At 44.1% G+C, this 23,839-nt stretch carries 20 protein-coding genes and 1 riboswitch; of the genes, 12 read left to right on the top strand and 8 right to left on the bottom strand.

Annotated features, from left to right (window positions below; translation table 11 throughout):
• Window positions 1-60: 60 nt before the first annotated feature.
• Together BLQ81_RS03525 and BLQ81_RS03520 are read right to left on the bottom strand one after the other, a co-directional pair.
• Entirely contained in the window at window positions 61-1,080 is a 1,020-nt protein-coding gene (locus BLQ81_RS03525) for an iron ABC transporter permease (RefSeq protein ID WP_092728564.1), read from the bottom strand.
• A 56-nt stretch (window positions 1,081-1,136) separates the two neighbouring features.
• Entirely contained in the window at window positions 1,137-2,303 is a 1,167-nt protein-coding gene (locus BLQ81_RS03520; RefSeq protein ID WP_092728563.1) for an ABC transporter substrate-binding protein, read from the bottom strand.
• Between the two features lie 101 nt (window positions 2,304-2,404).
• Window positions 2,405-2,657, top strand: a riboswitch (cobalamin riboswitch).
• A gap of 146 nt (window positions 2,658-2,803) precedes the next feature.
• On the opposite strand from BLQ81_RS03520, the gene BLQ81_RS03515 reads away from it, so the two are divergent.
• From BLQ81_RS03515 to BLQ81_RS03505, 3 genes are read left to right on the top strand one after another with little or no spacing between them, the layout of a single operon-like run.
• Window positions 2,804-4,648, top strand: a complete 1,845-nt coding sequence (locus tag BLQ81_RS03515) for a TonB-dependent receptor plug domain-containing protein (RefSeq protein WP_245693157.1) — start codon at window positions 2,804-2,806, stop codon at window positions 4,646-4,648.
• Window positions 4,645-5,697 (top strand): YncE family protein, encoded by a 1,053-nt coding sequence (locus BLQ81_RS03510; RefSeq protein ID WP_092728562.1) that lies wholly within the window; start codon window positions 4,645-4,647, stop codon window positions 5,695-5,697. The genes BLQ81_RS03515 and BLQ81_RS03510 overlap by 4 nt, the downstream gene beginning before the upstream one ends.
• An 8-nt stretch (window positions 5,698-5,705) precedes the next feature.
• On the top strand, window positions 5,706-5,936 hold the full coding sequence (locus BLQ81_RS03505) for a hypothetical protein (protein WP_139183559.1): 231 nt from the start codon (window positions 5,706-5,708) through the stop codon (window positions 5,934-5,936).
• A 9-nt stretch (window positions 5,937-5,945) separates the two neighbouring features.
• Here BLQ81_RS03505 and BLQ81_RS03500 read toward each other — a convergent pair whose 3' ends face one another.
• The 4 genes from BLQ81_RS03500 to BLQ81_RS03485 all read right to left on the bottom strand — a co-directional run bounded on the left by BLQ81_RS03500 (window position 5,946) and on the right by BLQ81_RS03485 (window position 8,926).
• The gene (locus BLQ81_RS03500; RefSeq protein ID WP_092728560.1) at window positions 5,946-6,362 is read right to left on the bottom strand and encodes a nucleotidyltransferase substrate binding protein; all 417 of its coding nucleotides are present in this window, start codon (window positions 6,360-6,362) and stop codon (window positions 5,946-5,948) included.
• Between the two features lie 433 nt (window positions 6,363-6,795).
• Entirely contained in the window at window positions 6,796-7,131 is a 336-nt protein-coding gene (locus BLQ81_RS03495; RefSeq protein WP_092728559.1) for a HepT-like ribonuclease domain-containing protein, read from the bottom strand.
• Window positions 7,100-7,435: a nucleotidyltransferase family protein gene (locus tag BLQ81_RS03490; protein WP_092728558.1), complete on the bottom strand. Its 336-nt coding sequence runs from the start codon at window positions 7,433-7,435 to the stop codon at window positions 7,100-7,102. The genes BLQ81_RS03495 and BLQ81_RS03490 overlap by 32 nt, the downstream gene beginning before the upstream one ends.
• 45 nt (window positions 7,436-7,480) lie before the next feature.
• Window positions 7,481-8,926, bottom strand: a complete 1,446-nt coding sequence (locus tag BLQ81_RS03485; RefSeq protein ID WP_092728557.1) for a S1C family serine protease — start codon at window positions 8,924-8,926, stop codon at window positions 7,481-7,483.
• Window positions 8,927-9,147: 221 nt separating this feature from the next.
• Between BLQ81_RS03485 and BLQ81_RS03480 the strand changes: the two genes are divergently transcribed.
• The 5 genes from BLQ81_RS03480 to BLQ81_RS03460 all read left to right on the top strand — a co-directional run bounded on the left by BLQ81_RS03480 (window position 9,148) and on the right by BLQ81_RS03460 (window position 16,760).
• Entirely contained in the window at window positions 9,148-10,314 is a 1,167-nt protein-coding gene (locus tag BLQ81_RS03480) for a 1-deoxy-D-xylulose-5-phosphate reductoisomerase (protein ID WP_092728556.1), read from the top strand.
• Window positions 10,314-11,627, top strand: a complete 1,314-nt coding sequence (rseP, locus tag BLQ81_RS03475; RefSeq protein ID WP_092728555.1) for an RIP metalloprotease RseP — start codon at window positions 10,314-10,316, stop codon at window positions 11,625-11,627. The genes BLQ81_RS03480 and rseP overlap by 1 nt, the downstream gene beginning before the upstream one ends.
• Before the next feature lie 181 nt (window positions 11,628-11,808).
• Window positions 11,809-14,286: an endopeptidase La gene (lon, locus tag BLQ81_RS03470; protein ID WP_092728554.1), complete on the top strand. Its 2,478-nt coding sequence runs from the start codon at window positions 11,809-11,811 to the stop codon at window positions 14,284-14,286.
• A gap of 88 nt (window positions 14,287-14,374) precedes the next feature.
• Entirely contained in the window at window positions 14,375-15,772 is a 1,398-nt protein-coding gene (gene hslU, locus BLQ81_RS03465; protein WP_092728553.1) for an ATP-dependent protease ATPase subunit HslU, read from the top strand.
• Window positions 15,773-16,028: 256 nt separating this feature from the next.
• Window positions 16,029-16,760 (top strand): SDR family NAD(P)-dependent oxidoreductase, encoded by a 732-nt coding sequence (locus tag BLQ81_RS03460; RefSeq protein WP_092728552.1) that lies wholly within the window; start codon window positions 16,029-16,031, stop codon window positions 16,758-16,760.
• Here the strand turns inward: BLQ81_RS03460 and BLQ81_RS03455 are convergent.
• Window positions 16,757-17,257: a SixA phosphatase family protein gene (locus BLQ81_RS03455; RefSeq protein WP_092728551.1), complete on the bottom strand. Its 501-nt coding sequence runs from the start codon at window positions 17,255-17,257 to the stop codon at window positions 16,757-16,759. The genes BLQ81_RS03460 and BLQ81_RS03455 overlap by 4 nt on opposite strands.
• Window positions 17,258-17,336: 79 nt before the next feature.
• Between BLQ81_RS03455 and BLQ81_RS03450 the strand changes: the two genes are divergently transcribed.
• Entirely contained in the window at window positions 17,337-17,528 is a 192-nt protein-coding gene (locus tag BLQ81_RS03450; RefSeq protein ID WP_092728550.1) for a cold-shock protein, read from the top strand.
• 40 nt (window positions 17,529-17,568) lie between these two features.
• Here BLQ81_RS03450 and BLQ81_RS03445 read toward each other — a convergent pair whose 3' ends face one another.
• On the bottom strand, window positions 17,569-20,076 hold the full coding sequence (locus BLQ81_RS03445) for a mechanosensitive ion channel family protein (protein WP_092728549.1): 2,508 nt from the start codon (window positions 20,074-20,076) through the stop codon (window positions 17,569-17,571).
• 223 nt (window positions 20,077-20,299) lie between these two features.
• Here BLQ81_RS03445 and BLQ81_RS03440 point away from each other — a divergent pair, with 223 nt between their 5' ends.
• From BLQ81_RS03440 to BLQ81_RS03430, 3 genes are all read left to right on the top strand, one after another.
• Complete coding sequence (locus tag BLQ81_RS03440; RefSeq protein WP_092728548.1) at window positions 20,300-20,728, top strand: Hsp20/alpha crystallin family protein; 429 nt, start codon at window positions 20,300-20,302, stop codon at window positions 20,726-20,728.
• Between the two features lie 163 nt (window positions 20,729-20,891).
• Window positions 20,892-22,397, top strand: a complete 1,506-nt coding sequence (locus tag BLQ81_RS03435; RefSeq protein ID WP_092728547.1) for a trypsin-like peptidase domain-containing protein — start codon at window positions 20,892-20,894, stop codon at window positions 22,395-22,397.
• Window positions 22,398-22,489: 92 nt separating this feature from the next.
• Window positions 22,490-23,767 (top strand): serine hydrolase domain-containing protein, encoded by a 1,278-nt coding sequence (locus BLQ81_RS03430; protein WP_092728546.1) that lies wholly within the window; start codon window positions 22,490-22,492, stop codon window positions 23,765-23,767.
• Window positions 23,768-23,839: the final 72 nt, after the last annotated feature.

Genomic DNA, 23,839 nt, shown 5'->3' with positions numbered 1-23,839 from the left:
ACTCCCCCTTTTCCAAAGGGGGCAAGGGGGATTTTTAAACTGGTAAATAATGAATTCATTCTAAAAATCCCGACTAAAGTTCCGTTTTAAAATCAACCCAATCACAATCGGTGCACCGACCAGCGAAGTCACCGCATTGATAGGAAGTGTGCTTGCAAAGCCCGGAAGTTGACCCGCTGCATCACAGAGTAAGAGCAGAATCGCGCCGATTAATGCTGAAGCCGGAAACAGGATCCGGTGATCCGAACTTTTCCACACAATTCTCGCCAGGTGCGGGACTGCAATCCCCACAAAAGCGATTGGCCCGCAAAATGCCGTAATTCCACCGGCTAATATTCCTGTGCTGATGATCATCAGCCAGCGCATTTTTTCAGTACGGATTCCCATGCTCTTGGCGTAGGCTTCCCCAAGCAAAAGCGCATTGTAAGACTTGACCGACGCATACACAGGAATACTTCCTATGACGATCAAAATTGCCAATATCCCAACCTGTGACCAGCCCAAAGCTCCCAGACTACCCATTGACCAAACCGTAAATAGCTTTAAGGCTTCTGCTCCACTGAAGTAAGAAAGAACTGAAATCACTGCTGAAACAGCTGAACCAAACATCAATCCTACTATCAAAAGCGTCATGCTGTCTTTTACTTTCCAAGCGACCAAACTAACGGCTGTCAAAACTAATCCCGCCCCAAAAATCCCCGCTATAGCGATCGCCCAGGAATTGATCCCGCTCATTGCGAAGCCGAATGCTGATCCTGCAAGCATCAAAATAGCAACTCCCAGTCCGGCACCGCTGCTTATCCCCAAAACGAAGGGGCCAGCCAGTGGATTGCGAAAGAAAGTCTGCATCTGAAGTCCACTCAGACTCAATCCGATTCCTGCAAAAATGGCTACCAAAGCTTTGGGAAGTCGATAATTCAGGATGATTTGCTCCCATGAGATTTTGCTCCAATCGCCGGTAAATAAACCCGAGACTATTTCCCCAAACGGAATCCATACCGAACCCAAGCTCAAGTTGAGCAGAAAGCTCAAGATGAGTAGGAGGAGGAAGAAGGGGAAGAGGTAGGAACGGTTGGGCATTAAATTTTATTTTGGAAGAGGTTCGTGGAGACACGAACCTTGGCGATGATTATCTATTATTCAAGTTTCTGATAAAAATACAACTCATATTCCGGCAGCAAATCAGGGTGGAGGATTTTGATCAAATCTTTGAGAATCAAGTCAGGTCGTACATAGCCGAGTTCGAAATATTCCAATCCTCCGGTTGCTCCTTTTTTGGCAGTGTAGGTATAGACTTGACCGTTTTTCCAAGGGGTAAATGCTTGATATCGAGGTTCGGAATTCCCCATTGCTTTCAGATCAGCAAAGTCCGCCGAACCGATCCAAAAGTCAGTTTCCAAGCCTCTGTCCAAGACAAATTCATAATTCAATTGCAGGCTTCCGGCGCCGCTCTGATCTGCGAAAATGTAAGTTCCTCCGGCGTTTTCGAGGATCCTAGCCCCCCAGCTTTCGGCTCCCGGCGCATACCAAATGTCCTGATACATTACCCCGCTCAGGACGGTTGGTTTTTCGCTTTTGGGCAATTTTTCAGTAAGTTTTTCGGCAGCTAGGTAGGCTTTTTCGATCTCCTCAAAAACCGCCACCGACTCTTCATATTTCCCAAGCAAAATTCCCGTGAATTTGATCCATTCGGCCCGTCCAAGTGGGTTTTGCTCCACGTATTCCCCATTGATGATCGCCGGGATTTTCGCCTGCGCAAAGAGATCCAAATACCGCAAATCCTCTCCCAAAGTGGAGATCATCATCCAATCCGGTTGCAGGTCGATGACCATCTCCGGATTGGCGGAAGGTCCGTTTCCCAAGTCAGTGACTTTTCCGGTGTCAATCAGCTTTCTTGTGTTTTCGGAGGAAATCAGATTGGTTTGGGGAAAACCGATCAGTTTTTCAGTCGAATTAAGCAAATCCAGGTGGGGGATATGAGTGGTAGAAGTCACGACTATTTTGGAAACTGGCAACTGAACTATGGCATCAAAACCCGATTTTTCAGCCTCAGAATTTTCCTCCAAAACCAAATATCGAAAGGTCTTGTCAGCTCCGGTGTAGCCTTGAGTCACGTGGATTTCCCAGAAGTCTTTTCCCTGAAAAATTTCAAACCCTTGAGCGTAACTCAGCAGAATCGGAGTTTTTTCAGTGCTGGATTCTGATTTTTTTCCGCAGGAGAAAAACAGTAGCCAAGCGCAGATCAGAAGGAGGTAAGCTGTTGATTTTGAGGAAAAAATGTTGTTTTCGAATTTTTTTAACATAGGACTAACCTGACGAAATTTTCTACCAAGGTAAATGAGATAATTCCTCCTTTCCAAAATTAGTATTGGTCTCCTGCTTTTTTACCAAATCAAAATCGCTTTACTTTGCCCCCGATGAAGGTTCCCCATCCTCCCGATAGCTATCGGGATCGGCTCTGGGGATTAAAAGGGAATCCGGTGTAAAACCGGAGCTGTCCCCGCAACTGTCAGTCTGTCTTTCCTTGCTTTTTGGGAAGAAATAGTTTTTGCTCCACTATGCCATTGTCCCGATCCGCCACGGCGGACAAGTATCGGGATGAGAAGGCCGGCAAAAATCAGATGAGCCAGGAGACCTGCCTTGATCTGTTGATTCTGTGCTTTCGGAGGAAAAGCGAAGAAGACATGTCGATTTCCAGCCGGGTTGCCTTCGTACTGATTGCGTTTAGGTTTGGATAGTTTTCATTTCTTCCCATTTCTCTTCAAGCCCGAATCGAATTGAGTTTTAACTTATTCGATCAGGCATGACTGTGTTGTTTTGGGTTGTTTCTGTGTTCGGCTTTGTGCCGATGCAAGACACCGTTTCGTTGGAACAGGTGGAGGTTTACGCACCTCCTCTGGATCGTTTTGCCAAAGGGCAGAAGTTGGTAAACTTTGATTCCAAAGTTTTGGAGGCGTATGCTGCCCGATCGTTGGGAGATTTGTTGCAGGAGCAAAGCCCTGTTTTCGTCCGTCAATACGGAGCAGGGATGTTGGCTTCTCCGTCTTTTCGGGGCACTTCTGCGGGCCATACGGCGATTTTTTGGAATGGACTTCCCGTCAACAGCCCCTCACTTGGGCAAAGCGATTTGTCGATTCTGCCTGTGGAGGCGATCGATCAAGCCCAATTGCATTTTGGAAGTTCGGGAGCACTTTTTGGAAATGAAGCCATAGGCGGAAGCTTGCATTTGGGTTCGAAAACAGAATTTGGAAAAGGATTTCAGGGAAAAATTTCCCAGACTATCGGGAGTTTTGGTCTGTTCAATTCGGCCATTTCCGGAGGCTTTTCTTCGAAAATGTTCAGTACCAAAAGTCGATTTTATCGGCAGTTTGCTCAAAATGATTTTAGCTACAGGGACATTTCCAGGCCGGGTACTCCTGAAACAAAAGCTCAGAATGCCGCTGTGGAACAGCTTGGCTTTGTTCAGGATTTTGCTTGGAACGTGAGTGCCAAAGGTCAGTTTAAAGCGGCGTTCTGGTGGAATAAAGCCGATCGTCAGATACAGCCGGTGATGGGTTCCAACACAACGGATCGGCAGTCTGATGAGAATGTCCGTGCGGTATTGGATTATTTCAGATTTGGCACAACCTCCGTTTGGAATCTGAAAACGGGATTTGTACGTGACAATCAATTTTTTAATGAAAGCCAAAATCAAACCCGACAGTTCTTTTTAGCCTCGGATTGGGATTTTGCAAAAGGGAAATCCTGGCAGTTTAAAGCTGGAGCGAGATCCACTTTTATCAGAGGCGATCTGAGCACCTATGCTGCCACGGACCAGCGGTTTGAGTTTTATCAATCCGCCCGCTGGCAAACAGCTGAAAATCTCACGGTCTCACTTAATCTTCGCCAATTCGCCTACCTCGATAATTTTATTCCTTTTCTGCCCGGAATTGGGGGGGACTGGAAGTTTTGGGAAGGGGAGAAGCAGGAAATTTTGCTCAAAGCTTCTCTGGGAAAGGGATTTAAAGCACCGACACTCAACGATCGATTTTGGAACCCCGGAGGGAATCCTGATCTATTGCCTGAGGAAAGTGTAAATGGGGAGATTGGACTGAATTGGCTCAAAAAAGGGGCGTTTTCCTGGGATCAAAGTCTGACTTACTATCGCATGCAGGTCGAAAACTGGATCATCTGGCTACCTCGGGGATCGATCTGGAGCCCTGAAAATATCCGCGAAGTGCAAAATCAGGGCATTGAATATCAGGGAAATACCAAGTGGGAGTGGGGTACATTGAATTGGGAAATGGGCTTGAGTTACACTTTTTCACAGGCTCTGGACCTGACTTCCGAACCCGCGAATCCACGTCAATTGCCCTATACTCCCCAACATCAGGCAAACGGAAATCTTTCGGCAGGAATCGGAGGGCTTGCAGTGAACCTCAGTTCCTTCTATGTGGGTCAGCGGGCCATCGGAACAGGAAATACCCGGATCCTCGATTCCTATCAAATCTGGAATGCGGGTCTGAGATTTTCGGATCTGAAATGGGGAAAAACCCGCTTTCCAATCAGTTTTCAGGTGCTTAATCTCCTTGACAGAGACTACCAAGTCCTCTACCTCCGGGCTATGCCCGGCCGCTCGTATCAACTTAATTTAACCATACACTTATGAAGTTTACCTTGAAAAACCAATTTGGAGCTTTGGCTCTGATTTTCCTGCTCTTTTCCTGCAACGAGTCAGGAAGTGAACGACCCCTTGGGGTCTATGATACCGGAATATTGATCATGAATGAAGGTGCCTTCGGGGCCAATGACGGAGAAGTGTTTCATTTTGACCCAGTTACCGGTACGGCGAAAGTGAATGTGTTTGAAGCCGAAAACAACCGTCCTTTTGCCGGGCTTTTGGAAGATATGGTTTTGGAGGAGGATCGTCTTTATCTGGTCGCAAACACCGGAAAAGTGGAAATCGTCAACCCGGGAGACTTCAAATCAAGGGGTGCAGTGATCGGAGATCTGAATCAGCCGAGGTCATTGGCAACTTCCCGTGGAAAATTGTTTATCTCCGACTATGGCCCATACGATGCGAGCTTTAAAACACCGGATTCCTACGTTGCTGTAGTTATCGGTTTGGATGGGGGTACTGTCAAGAAAAAAATCAAAGTATCCAATAAGCCCGAGGACTTATTCACTTCGGGTAAATATGTATTTGTGGCCGGATCAGAAGGAGGGAAAATTGAAATCATCGATGCTGATACTGAAACGCTCACCAAAACAATCGATGTTGAAGGTAAGCCAGTTCAGTTTTTTGAGCAGCGGGGAGATTTGTGGGTGTATTCTTATGATTCCGAAAAAATTTACTTCCAATCGTTTCACAGGGAAAATCTGACCAAAAAGGAATTTCGTGAATTGCCACTTTCCAAAGCAACCGGGCGAATTGCTTTGGGTGAGGACGACAGAATTTATATTTTGACCAGCACAGGTTGGCCGAATTATAATGATGGGATTGCGGTGGTTTCGATCTATGACAGCACACTGATTCCGAGCTGGAAGACGGGTTCAGGCTTTTATGGATTGGGCTACGATAAGGATCGGAAGGAAATCTACGTTTCGAATTCGAAAGGATTTCAGGGCAACGGTGAAGTGGCTATATTCAGTAAAGCTGGCGTAGCCGTGAAAAAGTTGGAAGTGGGCAGAGGGCCTTCAGGGTTTATGTTCAGATGATTGGAAGATTGAAAAATTCCAGATTGGAAGAACTTGACCGACGTGCCGGATTGAAAAATTACTTGGCCTGGTCGATAGATCGGGCTTTTTTGAAATTATTTCCCGCAGATTATCACAGAAAAAGACACAGATTTTCGCAGATCTCTCTTCCTAATTTTCAGAAAATAATCATCAATTTGGGAGTGGCAATTTTTCCACCTACTGCCACTGCCTACTTGCCTACTGTCACTGCATACTGATTAGGCCCTTCACTCCTCCAGCTTTTTTGTCATTGTTCGTTCGAACCGCTCCAGTAGACGGATGTATTTTTTTCGGATGTTTGACAGAAAAGTAGCCTGAGAGTCAATGTTGTATACCGGATTGTACTGAATCCGGTCGATGATCATGTCCAGCCAGCCTTTGCCATCGTCGATGAGTTCGGCGTGAAAAGCCTCAACCGTGGCGTCTCTCGATCCTGAGAAAGGGCCCTTTTTATGCTTTTCAAAAAACTTGGCGATCACTTTCAGTGCCAATTCATGGGTTATTTCAAAATTTCTGATCAAATCCCTGGACTGAGTTTCAGTGTATCCGGATTTGTCACCTCGACTGGCAAAAATCACAAGCTCTTCCAATGCGTTGCTAAATTTTTCCAGGCATTCCTCGCAGGTTTGGGGTAGGGTTTTCATCTGTTTATATTTTTGTTTTTTAATGGTCAGATGGAATGCCCTGGATAATCATTCCCCTGTGTGAGAAGCCTTTCTCATGGGCATTTCATGTGTATATGAATTGATTTTTATTTACCACATGGAATGCCCTGCCCCGATAGATCGGGGCATCCCCCTGTGTGATCCCGTACCTACGGGATTATGGGCATTTCATGTGTTTATTTTTTGTTTTTTAGAGGCCACATGCCCGCCTGTAGTCGGACAGGGAATCTTCGCATGGTCGATAATCATCCCAGTGTGTGACTTTTTAGTCATGCTCGATTTCATCTGTTTATAATTTGATTTTTAAAGGCCAGACCGGCCTGCCGGCAGGGTAGCATCCCGATTTTTCTCCGGGAGATTCTCGCATTACGGATAATCAATTCCCCGTGTGTCGTCTTAAACTTGCTCGATTTCATTTTGAGTTTAGTTTTTCTGTTACTTCTACTTTTAATTTTGGGAGATGGGTTTTAGCGATCGCCCAAATTATTGTGAGATCAATCCCATCATAAGCATGGATCAATCGATTTCTCAATCCAATTATTTCTGATTGACTTGTAAATTTAAGGTTTGACTCTGCTTTTCTAAGTTGACTCAAAACCTCGCCTATTATCCCAAGTTGTCTTTCTACTGCTGATTGTGTTTTGATATCTACCGAAAATTCACCGAAAGATTGATTTGACAAGAAACTCTCAATTCTTAAACATGAATTAATGATATCAATCAAATACTTCTGCTCCCGATCTGTCATAGATCTTCATTTTATTGGCATCAATCGATTTCTTTAGAATTGGATTTGTCAAACTCTCAGGAGTAAGAAGATCCACTTTCCGATTAGTCAAACTTTCCAATTTATCCCAAAGACTTATTAATAGCTCACCTTTTACCAACGGATCGGCTTCATCGATTTCTACCAAAAAGTCAAAATCGCTGGTATTTGAGTCAAAATTTTCATTAAGAATAGACCCAAATAAATAGGCTTTATTTACCTGATGGTTTTCCAAAAGGGGTATTAATTTTTCCAAGTCCAAGAGCTTATTCAAATCCGGTTGCATAATTGAATATACTAAGTTTCTAACGAAAGTTAATCAGTTCTGAAATTACCTCACATTGTAGCTCTGCATGAAAGGCTGACCATTTGGTGCCACGCCTTCCAGTCTCAGCTTTCCACTGAATTCCTCCAGGTATTTTCCTGCAATTTTTGGGTCTTTGGCAGGAATCTGATTGATATGTGTAATCACAAAGCCATCCCGGAATCCCAAGTCACGTAAATATCCGTGGGTCATGGAGGTGATCTTGATTCCGTAATGTACTTTGAGACGGTCTTTTTCGATTGTATTTACAGACTCCAATTTGGCACCCAGAAGCACCGAAGTGAAAAATTCCCGCTTAATCTCGCCTTCTCCTCCTTCGAGATTCTGAAGGGTGAGTTGGGCGGTTTTCAAATTGCCATTTCTCATGAATTCAACCGTAACTTTGCTTCCGGGATAGAAATAGGAAAGTGCCTCTTCAAAGCTTCCTTTTCCGGTGATTTTCCAATCGTCGATTTTGATGATGACATCATCCTTTTGCATTCCGACTTTTTCCGCAGAACCTCCTCTTAGAATATGAGTGACAATTACTCCGTCCAGTGATTTCAATTTCATTTCCTCCGCCAGTTCGGGTGTCAATTCGACAACGTCGATTCCCGGGATGGCCTTTTGAACTTCTCCGAACTTGATCAGGTCATTGGCGATTTTCAGGGCGATATCTACGGGTACTGCGAATCCGTAGCCAGTGTATGAACCGGAACGGGAAAGTATCGCCGTGTTGATTCCGACTAATTCGCCTTTTATGTTGACCAAAGCCCCTCCTGAGTTTCCGGGGTTGATCGCTGCGTCGGTTTGGATGAAACTTTCCAATGGAAAATCTCCACCGAGAATATTGATTTGTCGCTCCTTAGCTGACACAATCCCTGCAGTGACAGTGGATTTCAGGTTAAATGGATTACCAACAGCCAAAACCCACTCACCGATTTGGAGACTTCGACTGTTGCCACGCTTGATTTCGGGTAGATTTGTTGCTTCGATTTTGAGGACTGCGATGTCTGTGTTTTTGTCAGTTCCGACCAGTTTGGCGGAGTAGGTTCGTTTTTGATGGACCACCTCGATGGTCTCGGCACGATCGATCACGTGGTTGTTGGTGATGATGTACCCATCCTTGGAGATAATCACTCCTGATCCGGTGCTGACCTGCTGGGTGGGCCCTGTGCCGAAGAAATAATCAAACATGCTGTAGCGTCTCGGATCGGTTCCGGAAAAATTTTTGATGAAAACGACCGACTCGGTGCTGTTTTGCGAAGCTTCGACGAAGGAAACGGGTAGCGTTAATCCATCTGCTTGAGTCACCGGGCGAAACGCAGAAGTAAATTGCATCTCTGTATTTGGGTAATTTGCCGATCCAATCTCACTGGTCTGAGCAGGATTAATTTCAAGGAAAGACCAACAAGCCGCTCCGGCAATCCCTGCCAGAAAAGGTAATCCGATAGATTTGATGAGTGAGTTCATAGTATGGTAAGTTACTCAATAAGCGCACTGATAGTTTCTGGGCCTGTATTACTTCACATTTTTTAAGATGATCCAGGAATAAAAAAAACCAAAAATCATCCCATTCCCCAAAAAGTGACGAATTGTACAAGGAAAAGTCTGGTCAATTGGTAATTTTGTCATCCCGAAACCGAACTTTAGCCAAATGACAGAGTTTTGAATCGGAATGTAACCCCCTTCGAATGACAGATAAAAAGCGCGTAGCCATCTTGGGCAGTACCGGAAGCATTGGCACTCAAACCCTCGAGGTGATTCGGCAACATCCCGAAGATTTTTTAGTTGAAGTACTCACGGCTCAAAATAATTGTGACTTGCTGATTGCCCAAGCGCTGGAATTCAATCCAAACGCCGTGGTGATCGGGAATGAGGACAATTATCAAAAAGTCAAAGCGGCCTTGCTTCCCCACGATATCAAAGTTTTTGCCGGGCAAAAAGCTATTGCACAAATCGTAGAAATGGAAACCATTGATGTGGTGCTTACCGCATTGGTAGGCTATTCGGGATTGATTCCAACGGTAAATGCAATCAAAGCGGGAAAGCAGATTGCACTGGCAAACAAAGAGACGATGGTCGTAGCGGGAGAGATAATTACCGCTTTGGCCAAAGAAAACCGGGTTAATATTTTCCCTGTAGATTCAGAGCACTCGGCGATTTTCCAGTGTCTTGTCGGTGAATATCAAAATCCGATTGAGAAAATAATCCTGACTGCTTCGGGCGGGCCATTTCGTGGGAAAGATCGAGCTTTTCTCGAAACTGTCACCCTTGAGCAAGCTTTGAAACACCCCAACTGGGATATGGGTGCCAAAATCACCATTGACTCCGCCTCGCTGATGAATAAAGGCTTGGAGGTAATCGAAGCAAAGTGGCTTTTTGGCTTGAAAACCGAACAGATCGAAGTCATCGTTCATCCCCAAAGTATCATCCATTCTTTGGTACAATTTGAAGACGGATCGATCAAGGCACAACTTGGCTTACCGGATATGCGTATCCCGATTCAGTTTGCCTTGAGTTTTCCGTATCGGTTGAAAAGCGATTTCGAGCGATTTGACTTCATGAACTATCCACAACTGACGTTTGAGCAGCCGGATTTGAAAACTTTCAGGAACCTTCAGCTGGCATTTGATGCTTTAGCAAAGGGAGGAAACGCTCCATGTATCCTAAACGCTTCCAACGAAATTGCTGTGGCGGCTTTCTTAAACAAGGAAGTGGGATTTTTGGAGATGTCTGACCTGATAGCCGATACTTTGGCAAAAGCAACCTTTCTTGCACATCCTACTTTGGAAGATTACATAGCTACCGATCAGGAGTCAAGAGAAATTACAACACAACTAATTAAGCGTAGAAAATAATGGAAACATTGATTATGGTGGGCCAATTGCTCCTGGGATTATCGATCCTGGTAGGGCTTCATGAATTGGGTCACTTGCTTACAGCCAAGATGTTTGGCATGAGAGTAGAGAAATTTTCAATCGGTTTTCCTCCCAAAATTGCTGGATTCCAGTGGGGAGAAACCGAATATTCGATAGGGGCGATTCCTTTGGGAGGATTTGTGAAGATCTCCGGAATGGTAGATGAGTCCATGGATACCGACCAGATGTCTTCCGAGCCGCAGCCTTGGGAATTTCGGTCCAAGCCGGCCTGGCAGCGATTGATCGTAATGCTGGGTGGGATCATTGTCAATGTGGTCACCGGGATTATCATTTTTGTGGTTTTGGTTTACAAAAACGGAGAAACCTTCTATTCCAGAGATCAGGTCATCCAAAACGGGATCGTAGCCTATGAATACGGGGAAGCTATTGGCTTTAAAACCGGCGATAAAGTCCTATACATCAACGGGGAACCCTATCAGGGAATCAACGACTTGACGAGCGGTTCGGTTTTGCTTAGCGAAAACGGCTACTACACGGTAGATCGAAATGGTGAGCAAATTAAAATTGACATCCCGCGTGGATTTATTAACACCTTTAATAGCGAGGAGTCATTTAGCAAATTTGTTCAGATCCGCTTTCCGTTTGAAGTGGGTGCAGTGGACAAAGGAAGCGGCGCAGAATCTGCGGGAATAAAGCCGGGAGATAGAATTCTGGCGGTCAACAATCAGCCGATCGAGTATTTCGATGAGATGCAGTCAGCACTTCAGCCTTTGGTGGGAAAGACGGCACAAGTGGTCAGACAAAATGAAGCCGGAATAGACACCTTGGCAATTGCGGTTACGAATGAAGCCCGAATTGGCATCGCTGTACAGACACTCCTTGAGCCAACGCGTAGGCAATTTGGCTTTGGGGAAGCAATCAGTAAAGGGACTTCCAGAGCATTTGGTGTGGTAATCGTGAATGCCCGAGCCTTGGGTAAAATGTTCACAGGGGAAGTTTCCGCCAAAAACGTAAGTGGTCCGGTAGGCATGGCGAAAATCTACGGTTCCACTTGGGACTGGGTGAAATTTTGGAGTATTACTGGTTTGATTTCGATGATTCTAGCCTTTATGAACTTGCTTCCGATTCCTGCTCTTGACGGTGGGCATGTGGTATTCTTGCTTTATGAAATGGTTTCCGGCCGAACTCCATCTGATAAGTTTCTGGAAAATGCGCAGAAAGTCGGCATGGTGATTTTGTTGGCCTTGATGGTCTTCGCTATTGGGAATGATATTTTGAAGTTGTTTAGTTGATCATTATCCAATCAAAGCCTAACAATCCGATATAAGCGCAATTTATTCGGCATCTTATCTGCCAATTTGACCCGATCCTCTTTTGGCATTGACCTTGACTTATTGGGGAGAACCTTCGTATATAGAGGGTTCTTCTTTTATTTTAGCTATTCACTGACAGCCCGGCTGTCAATCTGTCTATATGAACCAATTCGCAAATTCTTTATTTCAAAATCTCATGTCCGGTGATTACGCTGGGGAGGGGGATCTCATCCAATTGATCACTGACGAGGAAGAAGGTGATCCAAACAATGAGTCTTTTGAAGAAGAAATCCCCATTCTGTCAGTTCGGAATACCGTCCTTTTTCCCGGTGTAGTTATTCCCATTACCGTGGGTAGGCAACGTTCTATCCGCTTGGTGAAGAAAGCCCACAAGGGCAGTAAGCTCATTGGAGTATGTGCACAGATCAACCCTAACAATGACGATCCTGGATGGGAAGACATTTACCAAGTGGGAACATTGGCCAAAATCATCAAAATGATCGTGCTCCCTGATGGGAACACTACGATCATTATTCAAGGCAAAAAGCGCTTTAAAATCCGGGAGCAAGTCACAGACGATCCCTATTTCATGGCTAAGGTTGATTACTTGGAGGAAAGTTTTCCGAAGAACTCCAGAAAAATCAAAGCCCTGGAGGAATCTCTAAAAGAGGCTGCAAGCAAAATCCTTCATCTCAACCCAGAGATTCCCCGCGAAGCTCAGGTGGCTTTGGATAATATTGACAACACGCCTTTTCTGACGCATTTCCTTTCTTCCAATATCAACGCTCCTGTAGAATCCAAGCAGCGCCTGATCGAGATCAATGACGGAATAGAGCGTGCGACCCTTCTTTTGGAATACATGATGAAAGACATCCAAATGCTGGAGTTGAAGTCTGAAATCCACAAGAAAGTACACACAGATATCGATCAGCAGCAGCGGGACTATTTCCTGCGTCAGCAGATGAAAGTCCTGCAGGATGAGCTTGGAGAAGATGGTCCTGAAAAAGAAGTGGAGGATCTGAGAGAAAGAGGGGAATTGAAACATTGGCCAATTGAAGTCAAGAAGCACTTTGAAAAAGAGCTGGACAAAATCCTTCGGATCAATCCTGCCGCGGCTGAATATCCCATTGCGCTCAACTATGCTGAAACCTTGGTAGATATGCCATGGAATGAGTTTACGCTTGATAATTTTGATCTAAAGCATGCCAAGTCCGTACTTGATGCGGATCATTTTGGTTTGGAAAAAGTAAAAGAGCGGATCATCGAATACCTGGCCGTACTGAAATTAAAGAATGACCTGAAAGGCCCGATTCTTTGCCTGTACGGACCTCCCGGCGTAGGTAAAACTTCTCTTGGTAAATCTGTTGCTGCGGCTTTGGGGCGAAAATATATTCGAATGTCACTCGGAGGTCTTCATGATGAAGCGGAGATCCGTGGACATCGAAAGACCTATGTCGGGGCGATGCCAGGTAAGATCATTCAGAATATGAAAAAGGTAAAAATCTCCAACCCGGTATTTGTGCTGGATGAGATTGATAAGCTTTCCTCTGACTTCAGGGGTGACCCTTCTTCCGCATTTCTGGAGGTCTTGGATCCGGAGCAAAATTTCGCTTTTCTGGATAACTACCTGGAAGTAGAATATGACCTGAGCAAGGTTCTGTTTATAGCTACAGCAAATTCTCTGGATACGATTCAGCCTGCCTTGCGGGACCGAATGGAGATCATCGAAGTGTCGGGATATACTCAGGAAGAAAAGCTGGAAATCGCCAAGCGTCATCTTGTACCCAAGCAGCGAAAAGAACATGGATTGAAAGCCAAAGATATCAGCTTTGATAAGGCTGCATTGGCCAAAATCATCGAAGACTATACACGCGAATCAGGTGTGAGAAGCTTGGAGCGGGCAATTGGTAAAGTGATACGAAATATTGCCAAGTCCATTGCAATGGAGGAGGAATACGATCATAAAATAACACCGGCGGCAGTTCGTAAAATTCTCGGCTCCGAGATTTTTGACAAAGAAACCTACCAGGATAACAGTATTGCAGGTGTAGTGACAGGGCTTGCCTGGACGAGCGTAGGAGGAGAAATTCTCTTCATTGAGTCAAGTCTTAGCCGGGGAAAAGGCAAATTGACCCTGTCAGGTCAATTGGGAGAGGTGATGAAAGAGTCTGCCATGACGGCACTCTCTTACCTGAAATCAAAAGCCGAAACCTTAGGTATTGACCACCGTGTTTTTGATCAATATGATCTTCACATCCACGTTCCGGCAGGGGCTGTACCAAAAGACGGACCATCCGCCGGCATCACCATGCTGACAGCTATGGCCTCAGTGTACACCCAACGTAAAGTGAAATCAAAAGTCGCAATGACCGGAGAGATCAGCTTGATCGGTAAAGTGATGCCTGTAGGGGGAATCAAGGAAAAAATCCTTGCTGCCAAACGTGCCGGAATAAGGGAAATCATTCTTTGCAGAAAAAATCTTCGGGACATAGAAGAGATAGATCAGCAATATATTAAAGGAATTGAATTCCATTTTGTCGATAAAGTGGGAGAGGTACTCAATATCGCTCTGACTCAAAACAAGGTCGACAATCCACTCAAATTCACATTTTCAGAGCCTAAATCTGCTCAGGAATAACCAAAAAAGGCTTCCCCGATTGAAGGGGAAGCCTTTTAAGTCTTTTTGATACGAAAATCAGTTTCACTTTCAGCACCACACACTACCCATGAGGCAACTTGATTCACTTACTCCAAGGCAAATCGTTGAAGAGCTTGACAAATACATCATCGGACAAAAGGACGCAAAACGAAACGTGGCGATTGCCTTGCGCAATCGAATACGTCGCATGATGGTGAAGTCAGATATTCAAAAAGATATCGTTCCAAATAATATTCTACTGATCGGAAGCACGGGGGTGGGAAAAACAGAAATCGCACGTCGATTGGCTAACATTGCCCAGGCTCCCTTTACCAAAGTGGAAGCTTCAAAATTCACAGAAGTTGGATACGTGGGGCGCGATGTGGAAAGTATGGTGCGAGACCTCATGGAGCAATCTGTTCATTTGGTAAAAGAGGTAAAAAACGAAGCAGTAAAAGTAAAAGCAACTGAAGCCGTAGAGGAAGTGATCCTGGATATTTTGATTCCGCCGGTAAAAAGTGCGGGATTTACACGTCCAATGTCGATCAATATCGAAACTCAATCTGAGCCGGCTGTTGACTCCGAACTGAATGAGCGGACTCGGGAGCGTTTTCGCGAAAAGCTGAGAAATGGCGAATTGGACGAACGAAAGATTGAAATTAATGTCAAAGCTTCTTCGCCTGTGGGGATTGGGATGATCGGTAATGGGATGATGGATGATGCCAGCATGGCGGGACTTCAGGACATGATCTCCGGTATGATGCCCAAGAAAACTAAAAAGCGCAAATTGACAATAGCTGAAGCAAGAAAGGTGCTTTTGGAAGAAGAGATCTCCAAATTGGTGGATTTTGACGAAGTCAAAGAGGAAGCCATCAAACTTGCCGAAAATAACGGAATCATCTTCATCGATGAGATCGATAAGATTGCTTCCAAAGCCGGAAAAGGTGGTAGTGGCCCCGATGTCAGTAGAGAAGGAGTGCAGCGTGATTTGCTCCCAATCGTAGAAGGTACCGCTGTGAATACCAAGTATGGTGTAGTGAATACCGATCACGTATTGTTTATTGCTGCTGGAGCATTCCACGTGAGCAAACCATCGGATTTGATTCCTGAATTGCAGGGGCGATTCCCGATCCGAGTTGAACTCCAAAGTTTGACACAGGAGGACTTTTCTCGCATTTTGCGGGAGCCAAAGAATGCTTTGACCAAGCAATATCAAGCGCTGTTTGAGTCCGAACAGGTGTCCCTTGAATTCAATGATGAGTCCATTGAAGAGATCGCGAGACTGGCGTTTTTGATCAATCAGGAGGTGGAAAATATCGGTGCAAGGAGACTTCATACTGTGATGAGTCACTTGCTGAATGATTTCCTGTTTGATGTCCCGGATGTCATCCAGGCCAATTCCAAGATCATGGTCACCAAGGAAATGGTAGAGGAAAGATTAAATGCGCTGGTGAAAAACAGAGACCTGTCGCAATACATTCTGTAAGGCGATAGAAAAAAAAGAGGCTGTCTCATAATTGCTGTTTGTCACATTGAGCACCTGAGCAACGAGAGTTACGAAGTTCGAAATGTGGCTTCATTAGCTGTAAATGGCCTTCGGCTTCTGTCATCCTGACCCTTCGACTCTGCTCAGGGTGAGTGGAGTCAATAGGTCAGGCTGACATCTTAAGACCTTTTGAGACAGCCTCTTTAACTTCATTATGAAAGCACTTGAATTCAATAATTACAAATCAAGATAAGTGATGAAATCCCTTCTCATCCTCACCGGACACACCAAAGGTCTGGGGAAAGCCATTTTGGAAAGATTTTTGGCGCTTGATAATATCAGGATAGTTGCTGTATCCCGATCAATATTGAATTTGCAAAATCCGAAACTGACAGAAGTACAGTTGGATTTGAGTGATTTGGACGCACTGGAGTCTATACTTCCAGCGTTATTTCCAAGAGGGGAATTTGATAAAGTAATCCTGATCAATAATGCAGGCAGGATCGGCGAAGTCAAATCTATAGGAAAGCTTCAACTGAAAGTAATCCAAGGCGTGATGAATCTGAATCTTCTTGCGCCAATGATTCTCACCAATGCTTTTGTGGCGGCCTACTCCGGAACCAAAAGCGAAAAGCTGATCTGCACGATCAGTTCCGGTGCTGCGCACAAGCCTCTGGCGGGATGGAGTGAATACTGTGCCGGAAAAGCAGGCTTGGCGATGTTTTCCAAAGTGGCAGCAGAAGATCTTAAGGAAAAAGGATTTCGGGTTTTTTCATTGGTGCCGGGAATCATCGACACCGAGATGCAGGCTGACATCAGAAAGGCAGATCCATCGGATTTCCCTGCTTTGGAGCGTTTTGCTCAATACAAGTCAGAGGGCCATTTGAGTTCGGCATCAGAAGTAGCCGAAAAAGTCTATTACCTTTTGGATAACCCCATACTTTTTCAAGAAGTCGTTCAGGATGTCCGAAATTTTGATTTGCCTTAGCTTTTCTTTTTTGGGAAATCAAAAAACCATATCTCGGCAGTTTCCGGTTTGAGTTCTGCCCAATGTTCAGTTTTTAATTTGAATCCAAACTGTCCGCTAGTTGGTAAATTATCCAATTCTCCGCCGAGGTATGTAATCAGATCGTTAAATCCGGGATTATGACCAAAGACCAGTAAGGTATTGACTGAGTCTTTCTGCATTCGGATGATCTTGAGGATTTGATGTGGGGAAGCATGAAAAAGACCCTTTTCCCAAGAAATGTCATCCTCTGGAACCTCCAATATTTTAGCTGTGATTTTAGCTGTTTCAGCGGCCCTTAATGCGGTAGAACTCAGCATCAGATCCGGATAAATTCCTTTTTTCTTAAGCCGATTGGCCATTTTTGGAGCATCATCAAGTCCGCGCTTGGCCAAAGGCCGATCGTGGTCATTTAGCCAAGGGTTATCCCAAGATGATTTTGCATGCCTTACCAAAATTAATTTCTTCCTTTGAGCCATTTATATACTATTAATTTGTTTTTTTCGATCTAATCTTTACTTTTAATGCTATTTTACATACAATTTATAACAATTCATTATGTTTACCGGAACAGTAAAATTTTACAATGAAGCCAAGGGTTTCGGATTTATCGTTGATGACCAGACTCAGGGAGACGTATTCGTACACGCTACCGGGTTAGTAGACAAAGTCGAACAAAACGACAAAGTAATCTACGACATCAAGGAAGGTAAAAAAGGGCCAAACGCCATCAACGTCAAAAAAGCCTAAGAAATTCAAGAGAATGTATTAGTGTAAATTATCCCCTGAATCATTGGTCAGGGGATTTTTTTGTTTTTTCTATTCGATTTGAACCGGTTTCCTCGTCAATTTTTAATTCGAGTATATTTTTAAAATTTATGTCCCGCTGTGGGAATGGAATTTCGATTCCATTTTTCTTAAAAGAAGCATAGAAGGAGCTCATGACTTCATGCCTCATATCCAGCCAAATATCCATGTCGTCCACCCAAAAGAGTACTCTGAAATCCACTGAATTATCCCCGAATGTCTGCATCAGTACTTTTGGGGCCGGATCTTTCGAGATTTTGTCAATTTCCAGTGCATCTTTAATCAATGATTGGACAAGAGTCATATCCGAGTTGTACGCAACACCGATAAGAAGCTCCACCCTTCTGCGCTTATCAGAAAGCGTCCAGTTGATCAATTGTTGGGAAAGCAAATCACCATTGGGTACAATGATCTCCGACCCGTCGTACCCCTGGATTTTACTGGCTCGTATTCCGACCTCTTTTACCTTTCCGGTCATGGCACCCACCTCAATATCATCTCCGATTTGAATGGGCCGCTCGAAGGCCAAAATGACGCCCGAGACTAGGTTGTTGATGATGGTTTGAAGACCGAAACCTATACCGACTGATAATGCTCCGAGTACAATGGTGATGTTATTTAATGGGATGTTTGCCGCCGTAGTGGCAATTATAAATCCGGCAATCAGGATTGCCAATCGGATCAATAAGACAGAACTTCCAAGCCGTTTTTTTCTAGTAGAAGGTTTTTGCTGGTCTTTTATTGTGACAAAATACGCGATGTTGTTTGACAAGAGGTACGCGACGTAAATCAAAGCACCAAAAAGGAATATGCTCCGGAATGTAAAACTGGTTTCACCGAGAAATCGCTCCGTTACCAGAAATTTCTCAAGTGTTTCAAATACATAATCGCTTAAAGCCAGATTTTGTAATAAGATGAAGATCCAAAATACAAAACCCAAAAACAGTAGAACTCCCCTTATCCGCTTCTGAATACTGGTGAAATCAATAAATGAGGTAAAGGAATCTGACTCTTTTTTATTTTCAAGCAGCACATAAATTATCTCCATGATCACTTTTACGAAAAAATAGAGTGTGATCGCATGTACAAATCCAACTGATCCGGCAACGCTGAGGATTTTAGCCAAACTGTATCTTCCCAATAGGTTTGCAAGAATCCCAAATGTCAATAAGATCATAATCAGGACTCGAGAGTTTTTTAAAAAATTCAACTCTTTGGGGTCATCTGAGGAGAAATTTTCGGGGATTTTCCAAAGGATGTAAATGATGACGATATTCCCGATTTGAAAATATACGCGCTCCTGATAGGCGATCTCCCAATAAAGATTGCTGATCGTGAAAAAGACAAAAATGACTACCAATACCATCCATCGCAGGAAGGTGGGTTTTGGAAAGGAACTGTGAATCAACACCGAAGAAAAAAGTACTTGCATGTAGATAAAAAAAGTAAGCAAGGCTATAGAACCGGTATCAAACATAAAAAACACCAGTGGAAGCAAGCCGACCAGGACCGAAGAAATAGGGTTAACATCCAGGTATTTTAATCGGTTAAGAATTATTTTCCCGTATTCTTTATCTTTTTCAATGCTTTTGACCACTCTTCTGATCCCTATACTGGCAGCGATCAAAATTAGAAGGGCGAGATAGGAAATTATGGGATTTGCCATCAGTTCCTTTTTGAGGATCAAAAAATTTAACTGAATAGAGTCGGAAGTGATGTCTAGAATTGATTTTGGGGAAGGAATTGAATAACTCTCCCAGATGTAATTGATTTCTTTTTTGAACAGATTTCTTTCCAGGATTGATTTGTTGATAGTAACATAGCGCTTAAGCTCTGTAATTCCCATTGAAATACGACTGATATCAGACTGATACCTAGCGGCTTGAAGTTCTTGACGGTAAATGGTGCTGTCAATCCGATAGATGTTTTCTTTGAGGTTTTGAATCTCTCCTGAATACATCGGTAGCAAAAGAGTGTCCCGGATCTTGTATTTAAAAAAATCATCATTTTTCACCATCGTCATAAGGCTGTCCAAAATCTGAAGGCGATCTAATCTCGCTTCAATGATTTTGTCCAAGTCCATGTTGGTCTCTTCGGTAGTTTCCAAAAGGCGAAAGAGCGCATTGACATACCTGAAATTAAATTTTGTGTTGGCTGTCCTAATCCGATCCCGAATAGAAGCCAAGGTCTCGTTCATGTTGGGGATTTCATTGACGAATCTCGTAGTATCCAGTGACTCTTGAAGCTCCAGCATGATTTCATTTGCCAGAAGCGTATACTTTCTTCCCTTCCTGATGAGTACCTCCAGCGAGGGGGTAATGTAAAGTGTATCGGAATTGGTGCCACTTAGGTCAGGATCTAAAATGATCAAACTGTCTTTTATGGAAGTGAGTAGACTATCTATTTTTTGATTAGCAGTAGTGTTTTGACCAAAAGCGGGAATTTGAAAGAAAATGAAAAAAAAGATTAATAATAGCAGAAGGTTTTTCATCAGGTGGATTTCTTGAGATATAAATAGGTATTAAATCTAGGTTTGCGGGCTGAGTGATCGCGATGATTTCTGTCAACCTTAAGTCATATATCCCGCTCTTATTTCGGCCATAATGACTGAATGAAGATAAAATTTTTAAATAAATAAGACAAAAAGGCTTGAATATAGGTGTGGAACATAATTTAAGGGATATGCACTGTGTAACAATTTAACCAATTACGTTATGAAACTCGTCAGATACAACCAACTCGAACCCCAAATGCCTGCCTCATTCAGTGGAATGTTGGATCGATTCTTCAGCGATTCGGTGGGTGCTACCTTGAAGCAGTTTAATCCTGCGGTGGATATCGCAGAGGATGAAAAATCCTATGAAATCCATGTTGCAGTGCCTGGGATGAAAAAGGCAGACTTCAAAATTGATTTGGTGGATGGCAAACTGACCATCTCCGGAGAGCGAAAATTGGAAGAAAAAAAAGAAGGTAAAAACTTCCACAGTATCGAGACCCAGTATGGTTCATTTAAACGGTCCTTTTTCCTCCCTGAGGATGTAATCGTGGAAAATGTAGTAGCAAGCTATGAAGAGGGACTGCTTAGACTTTTGCTGCCGAAACAAGAAAAGAAAGTCAATAAAGCTGTCATTGAAGTGAAATAATTGAAGAGTGGGAAAACCCACTCTTCTTATTTGGGTTATAAGTAATTCAAGTCCTCAAAAGCGGTTAATTCTTGTTAATTTGGCCCACTGGACTAATCCAAAAAGTTTCAAATTGAGTCTATACCTTGATACTTTGTTGTAGAATAAGAAAACCATTAAAATTATGAACAAGCAACAGTTTTTCTTGGGGATGCTACTGGCGGCCCTGATCGGCGGGGTAGTCGCACTGGCAGGTGTAAGTTTCCTGATCAAACCACAGAATGCCGGGACATTTGACGAAAAGCAACAAGCTTCATTTGTGAACTTATTGTCAGGTGAATCATTCAAAATTCCTGATGGAATCAATTTCGTGGCTTCAGCGCAGCTAGTCACTCCGGCAGTGGTACACGTGAACAGTCAGGTTGCCATCACCCCGAGAACTGAAAGAGACCCTATTCAGGAGTTCTTCGGGTTTCCCGATCCGCGTAGAGACGGGGGACAGGGACGGGGCGGTCAGATGCCCGTAAGTTCCGGTTCGGGAGTGATTATATCAGCGGACGGATACATCGTGACCAATAATCACGTCGTGGAAGGAGCCACCAAGATTGATATTTCACTTGATAACAATAAGCGCTATGAAGCCACTGTGATAGGTACAGACCCTACTACCGACCTTGCCCTTTTGAAAATCGAAGCCACTGGTCTTACTTTTGTCAGGTTTGGAGATTCGGATGATACCATGGTAGGTGAGTGGGTTTTGGCTGTTGGAAATCCCTTCAATCTCAACTCGACCGTCACTGCGGGGATTATTTCTGCCAAAGCCAGAAATATCGGTATCCTAAGGGGAGTAGAGAATAATCTGCAAATCGAATCCTTTCTCCAGACTGACGCCGTAGTGAATCCGGGCAACTCAGGCGGAGCATTGGTCAATCTCGCCGGTGAATTGATCGGTATCAACACTGCGATTGCTACTAATACCGGCACATTTACCGGATATTCGTTTGCTGTACCAAGTACCCTTGTCAAAAAGGTAATGGACGATCTCATGAAGCATGGTGCAGTTCAGAGAGGTCTGCTTGGGGTGAGCATAAACAACGTGAGTCCGGAGTTAGCTGATGCCTTGAATTTGACATTTCCGGTCGAAAGGGGAGTGTATGTCGGAGGGGTTAATGAAAACTCAGCAGGCAAGGAAGCTGGTTTGAAAATAGGGGACATCATCATTGCAATTGATGGTAAAACAGTAAACAATGTAGCCAACCTGCAAGAACTTGTTGCCCGAAAGCGTCCCGGTGACAAGATTGATGTAGAATACATCCGTGACGGAAAAACCTCAAAAACCTCTGCAACGCTGAAGAATTTCTCCGGGGATACAAATATTGTAAAGCGGGAAATACCTAAAACCTATACCTTCGAAGGTTTGCAGTTTGAAGATGTCAAAGAGGATGCAAAACAGAAACTGGAGATCAAAGGTGGTGCTGTCATCAAAATGAACAGCAATGAAAATTGGAAAAAAGCGGGTGCCAGAAATGGGTTTATTATCACCTCAGTAATTTCAGACAAAGGCAGAGCCAAAATCAACAATGCACAGGAAATGATCGATTTTCTGGAAAAATCCAAAGGAGAAGAAATTGTAGTTCTGGGAATGTTCCCGGATGGTACAGAATACTACTTCGAGGTAGAGAGGAATTGAGTTTTCTGTAATGTCGTAAAAAGCCGGTGTGAGCCGGCTTTTTTTATGCCTGTTTTTTCCTACTTTCATCGATCTTAAACCCACCTAAGCTTATGAAGAAAAGGCTTATACTCCCTTTGATTTTCCTCTTTGGAATATCTTCCCAATTGTTTTCTCAGACACTGACTTCTGCCGGGAATCAACCTGTCACCGGAATTTCAAAAGAGCGACTTACCAAAATCAACGCCATGCTGGACGAGGCTGTTGTCAGCCAACAAATCCCCGGATTGGTGGCTATGATTGTGAAAGACGGTAGAATTATTTACCACGAAGCCAAAGGACTGGCTGATGTGGAGAGTGGAAAAAAAATGGAGAAAAACTTCATTTTTCGTATAGCTTCCCAGACTAAAGCCATTACTTCAACTGCTATCATGATGCTGTGGGAGGAGGGTAAATTCAGATTGGATGATCCGATATCCAAATACATCCCGGAATTCAAAAATCCACAGGTGCTGAATACTTTTCGCTATGGTGACACAACCTACAGCACCAAGGCTTCCTCAAGGGAAATCACTATTCGCCATCTTTTAACCCACACCTCCGGCTTGGGCTATGGTGTGATCGATGGGGATGAACGAATGAAAATGATCTATCACAAGGCTGGAGTAATGGACCTCTTCACCACAGAAAATATCACCATCGGGGAAAGTGTCAAGCGATTGGCCAAACTACCTTTGCATCACGAGCCCGGTACTAAATACACCTACAGTGAAGGCCTGGATGTCTTGGGCTATTTGGTGGAAATTATCTCGGGAAAATCATTTGACGTGTTTTTGAAGGAGCGTATTTTTGACCCGCTGGGAATGAACGATACCCGCTTTTACCTCAATGAGGCTCAAGCACCTCGACTGGTCACCGTGCACACCCGCAAGGACGGCAAATGGGTGCCTTTTCCGGTTACTTTTTACGATCCGGCTTATCCAAAGACCGGGGCCAAGGCATTTTTCTCAGGAGGGGCAGGACTATCCTCTACCACCGAGGATTATGCCAAGTTTCTACAGCTATACCTCAATGGGGGAATCTACAATGGCAAACGCATCTTGAGCCCACATACCATCACCACGATCATGACCAATCAAGTGGGCGATTTACTGGGCGAAGGAGGCAAAGATTATGGATTAGCTTTTGGACTGGTTGATGAAAAAGGCGTGCAATTGGGCGGAATCGGCAGTTTGGGTACCTTTGATTGGGGAGGATATTTCAATACGCAATATTTCGCAGATCCTAAGGAGAAAATCATCGGTTTGCTATTCAAGCAGACATCCGGTGCCGGAAATGGGGACGAGACGGGCTGGAAGTTTAGACAGATGGTGTTTGCTTTAATTGAATAACAATGTGGTTGGTGAGAACTCCAACCAGTTAGAGTGAGGATTTCAACCGGGCTGGTCACAAATTCTAAAATA

Source organism: Algoriphagus alkaliphilus (assembly GCF_900103735.1).
Taxonomy (GTDB): domain Bacteria; phylum Bacteroidota; class Bacteroidia; order Cytophagales; family Cyclobacteriaceae; genus Algoriphagus; species Algoriphagus alkaliphilus.
This window is presented reverse-complemented; position numbering and strand designations above follow the sequence as displayed.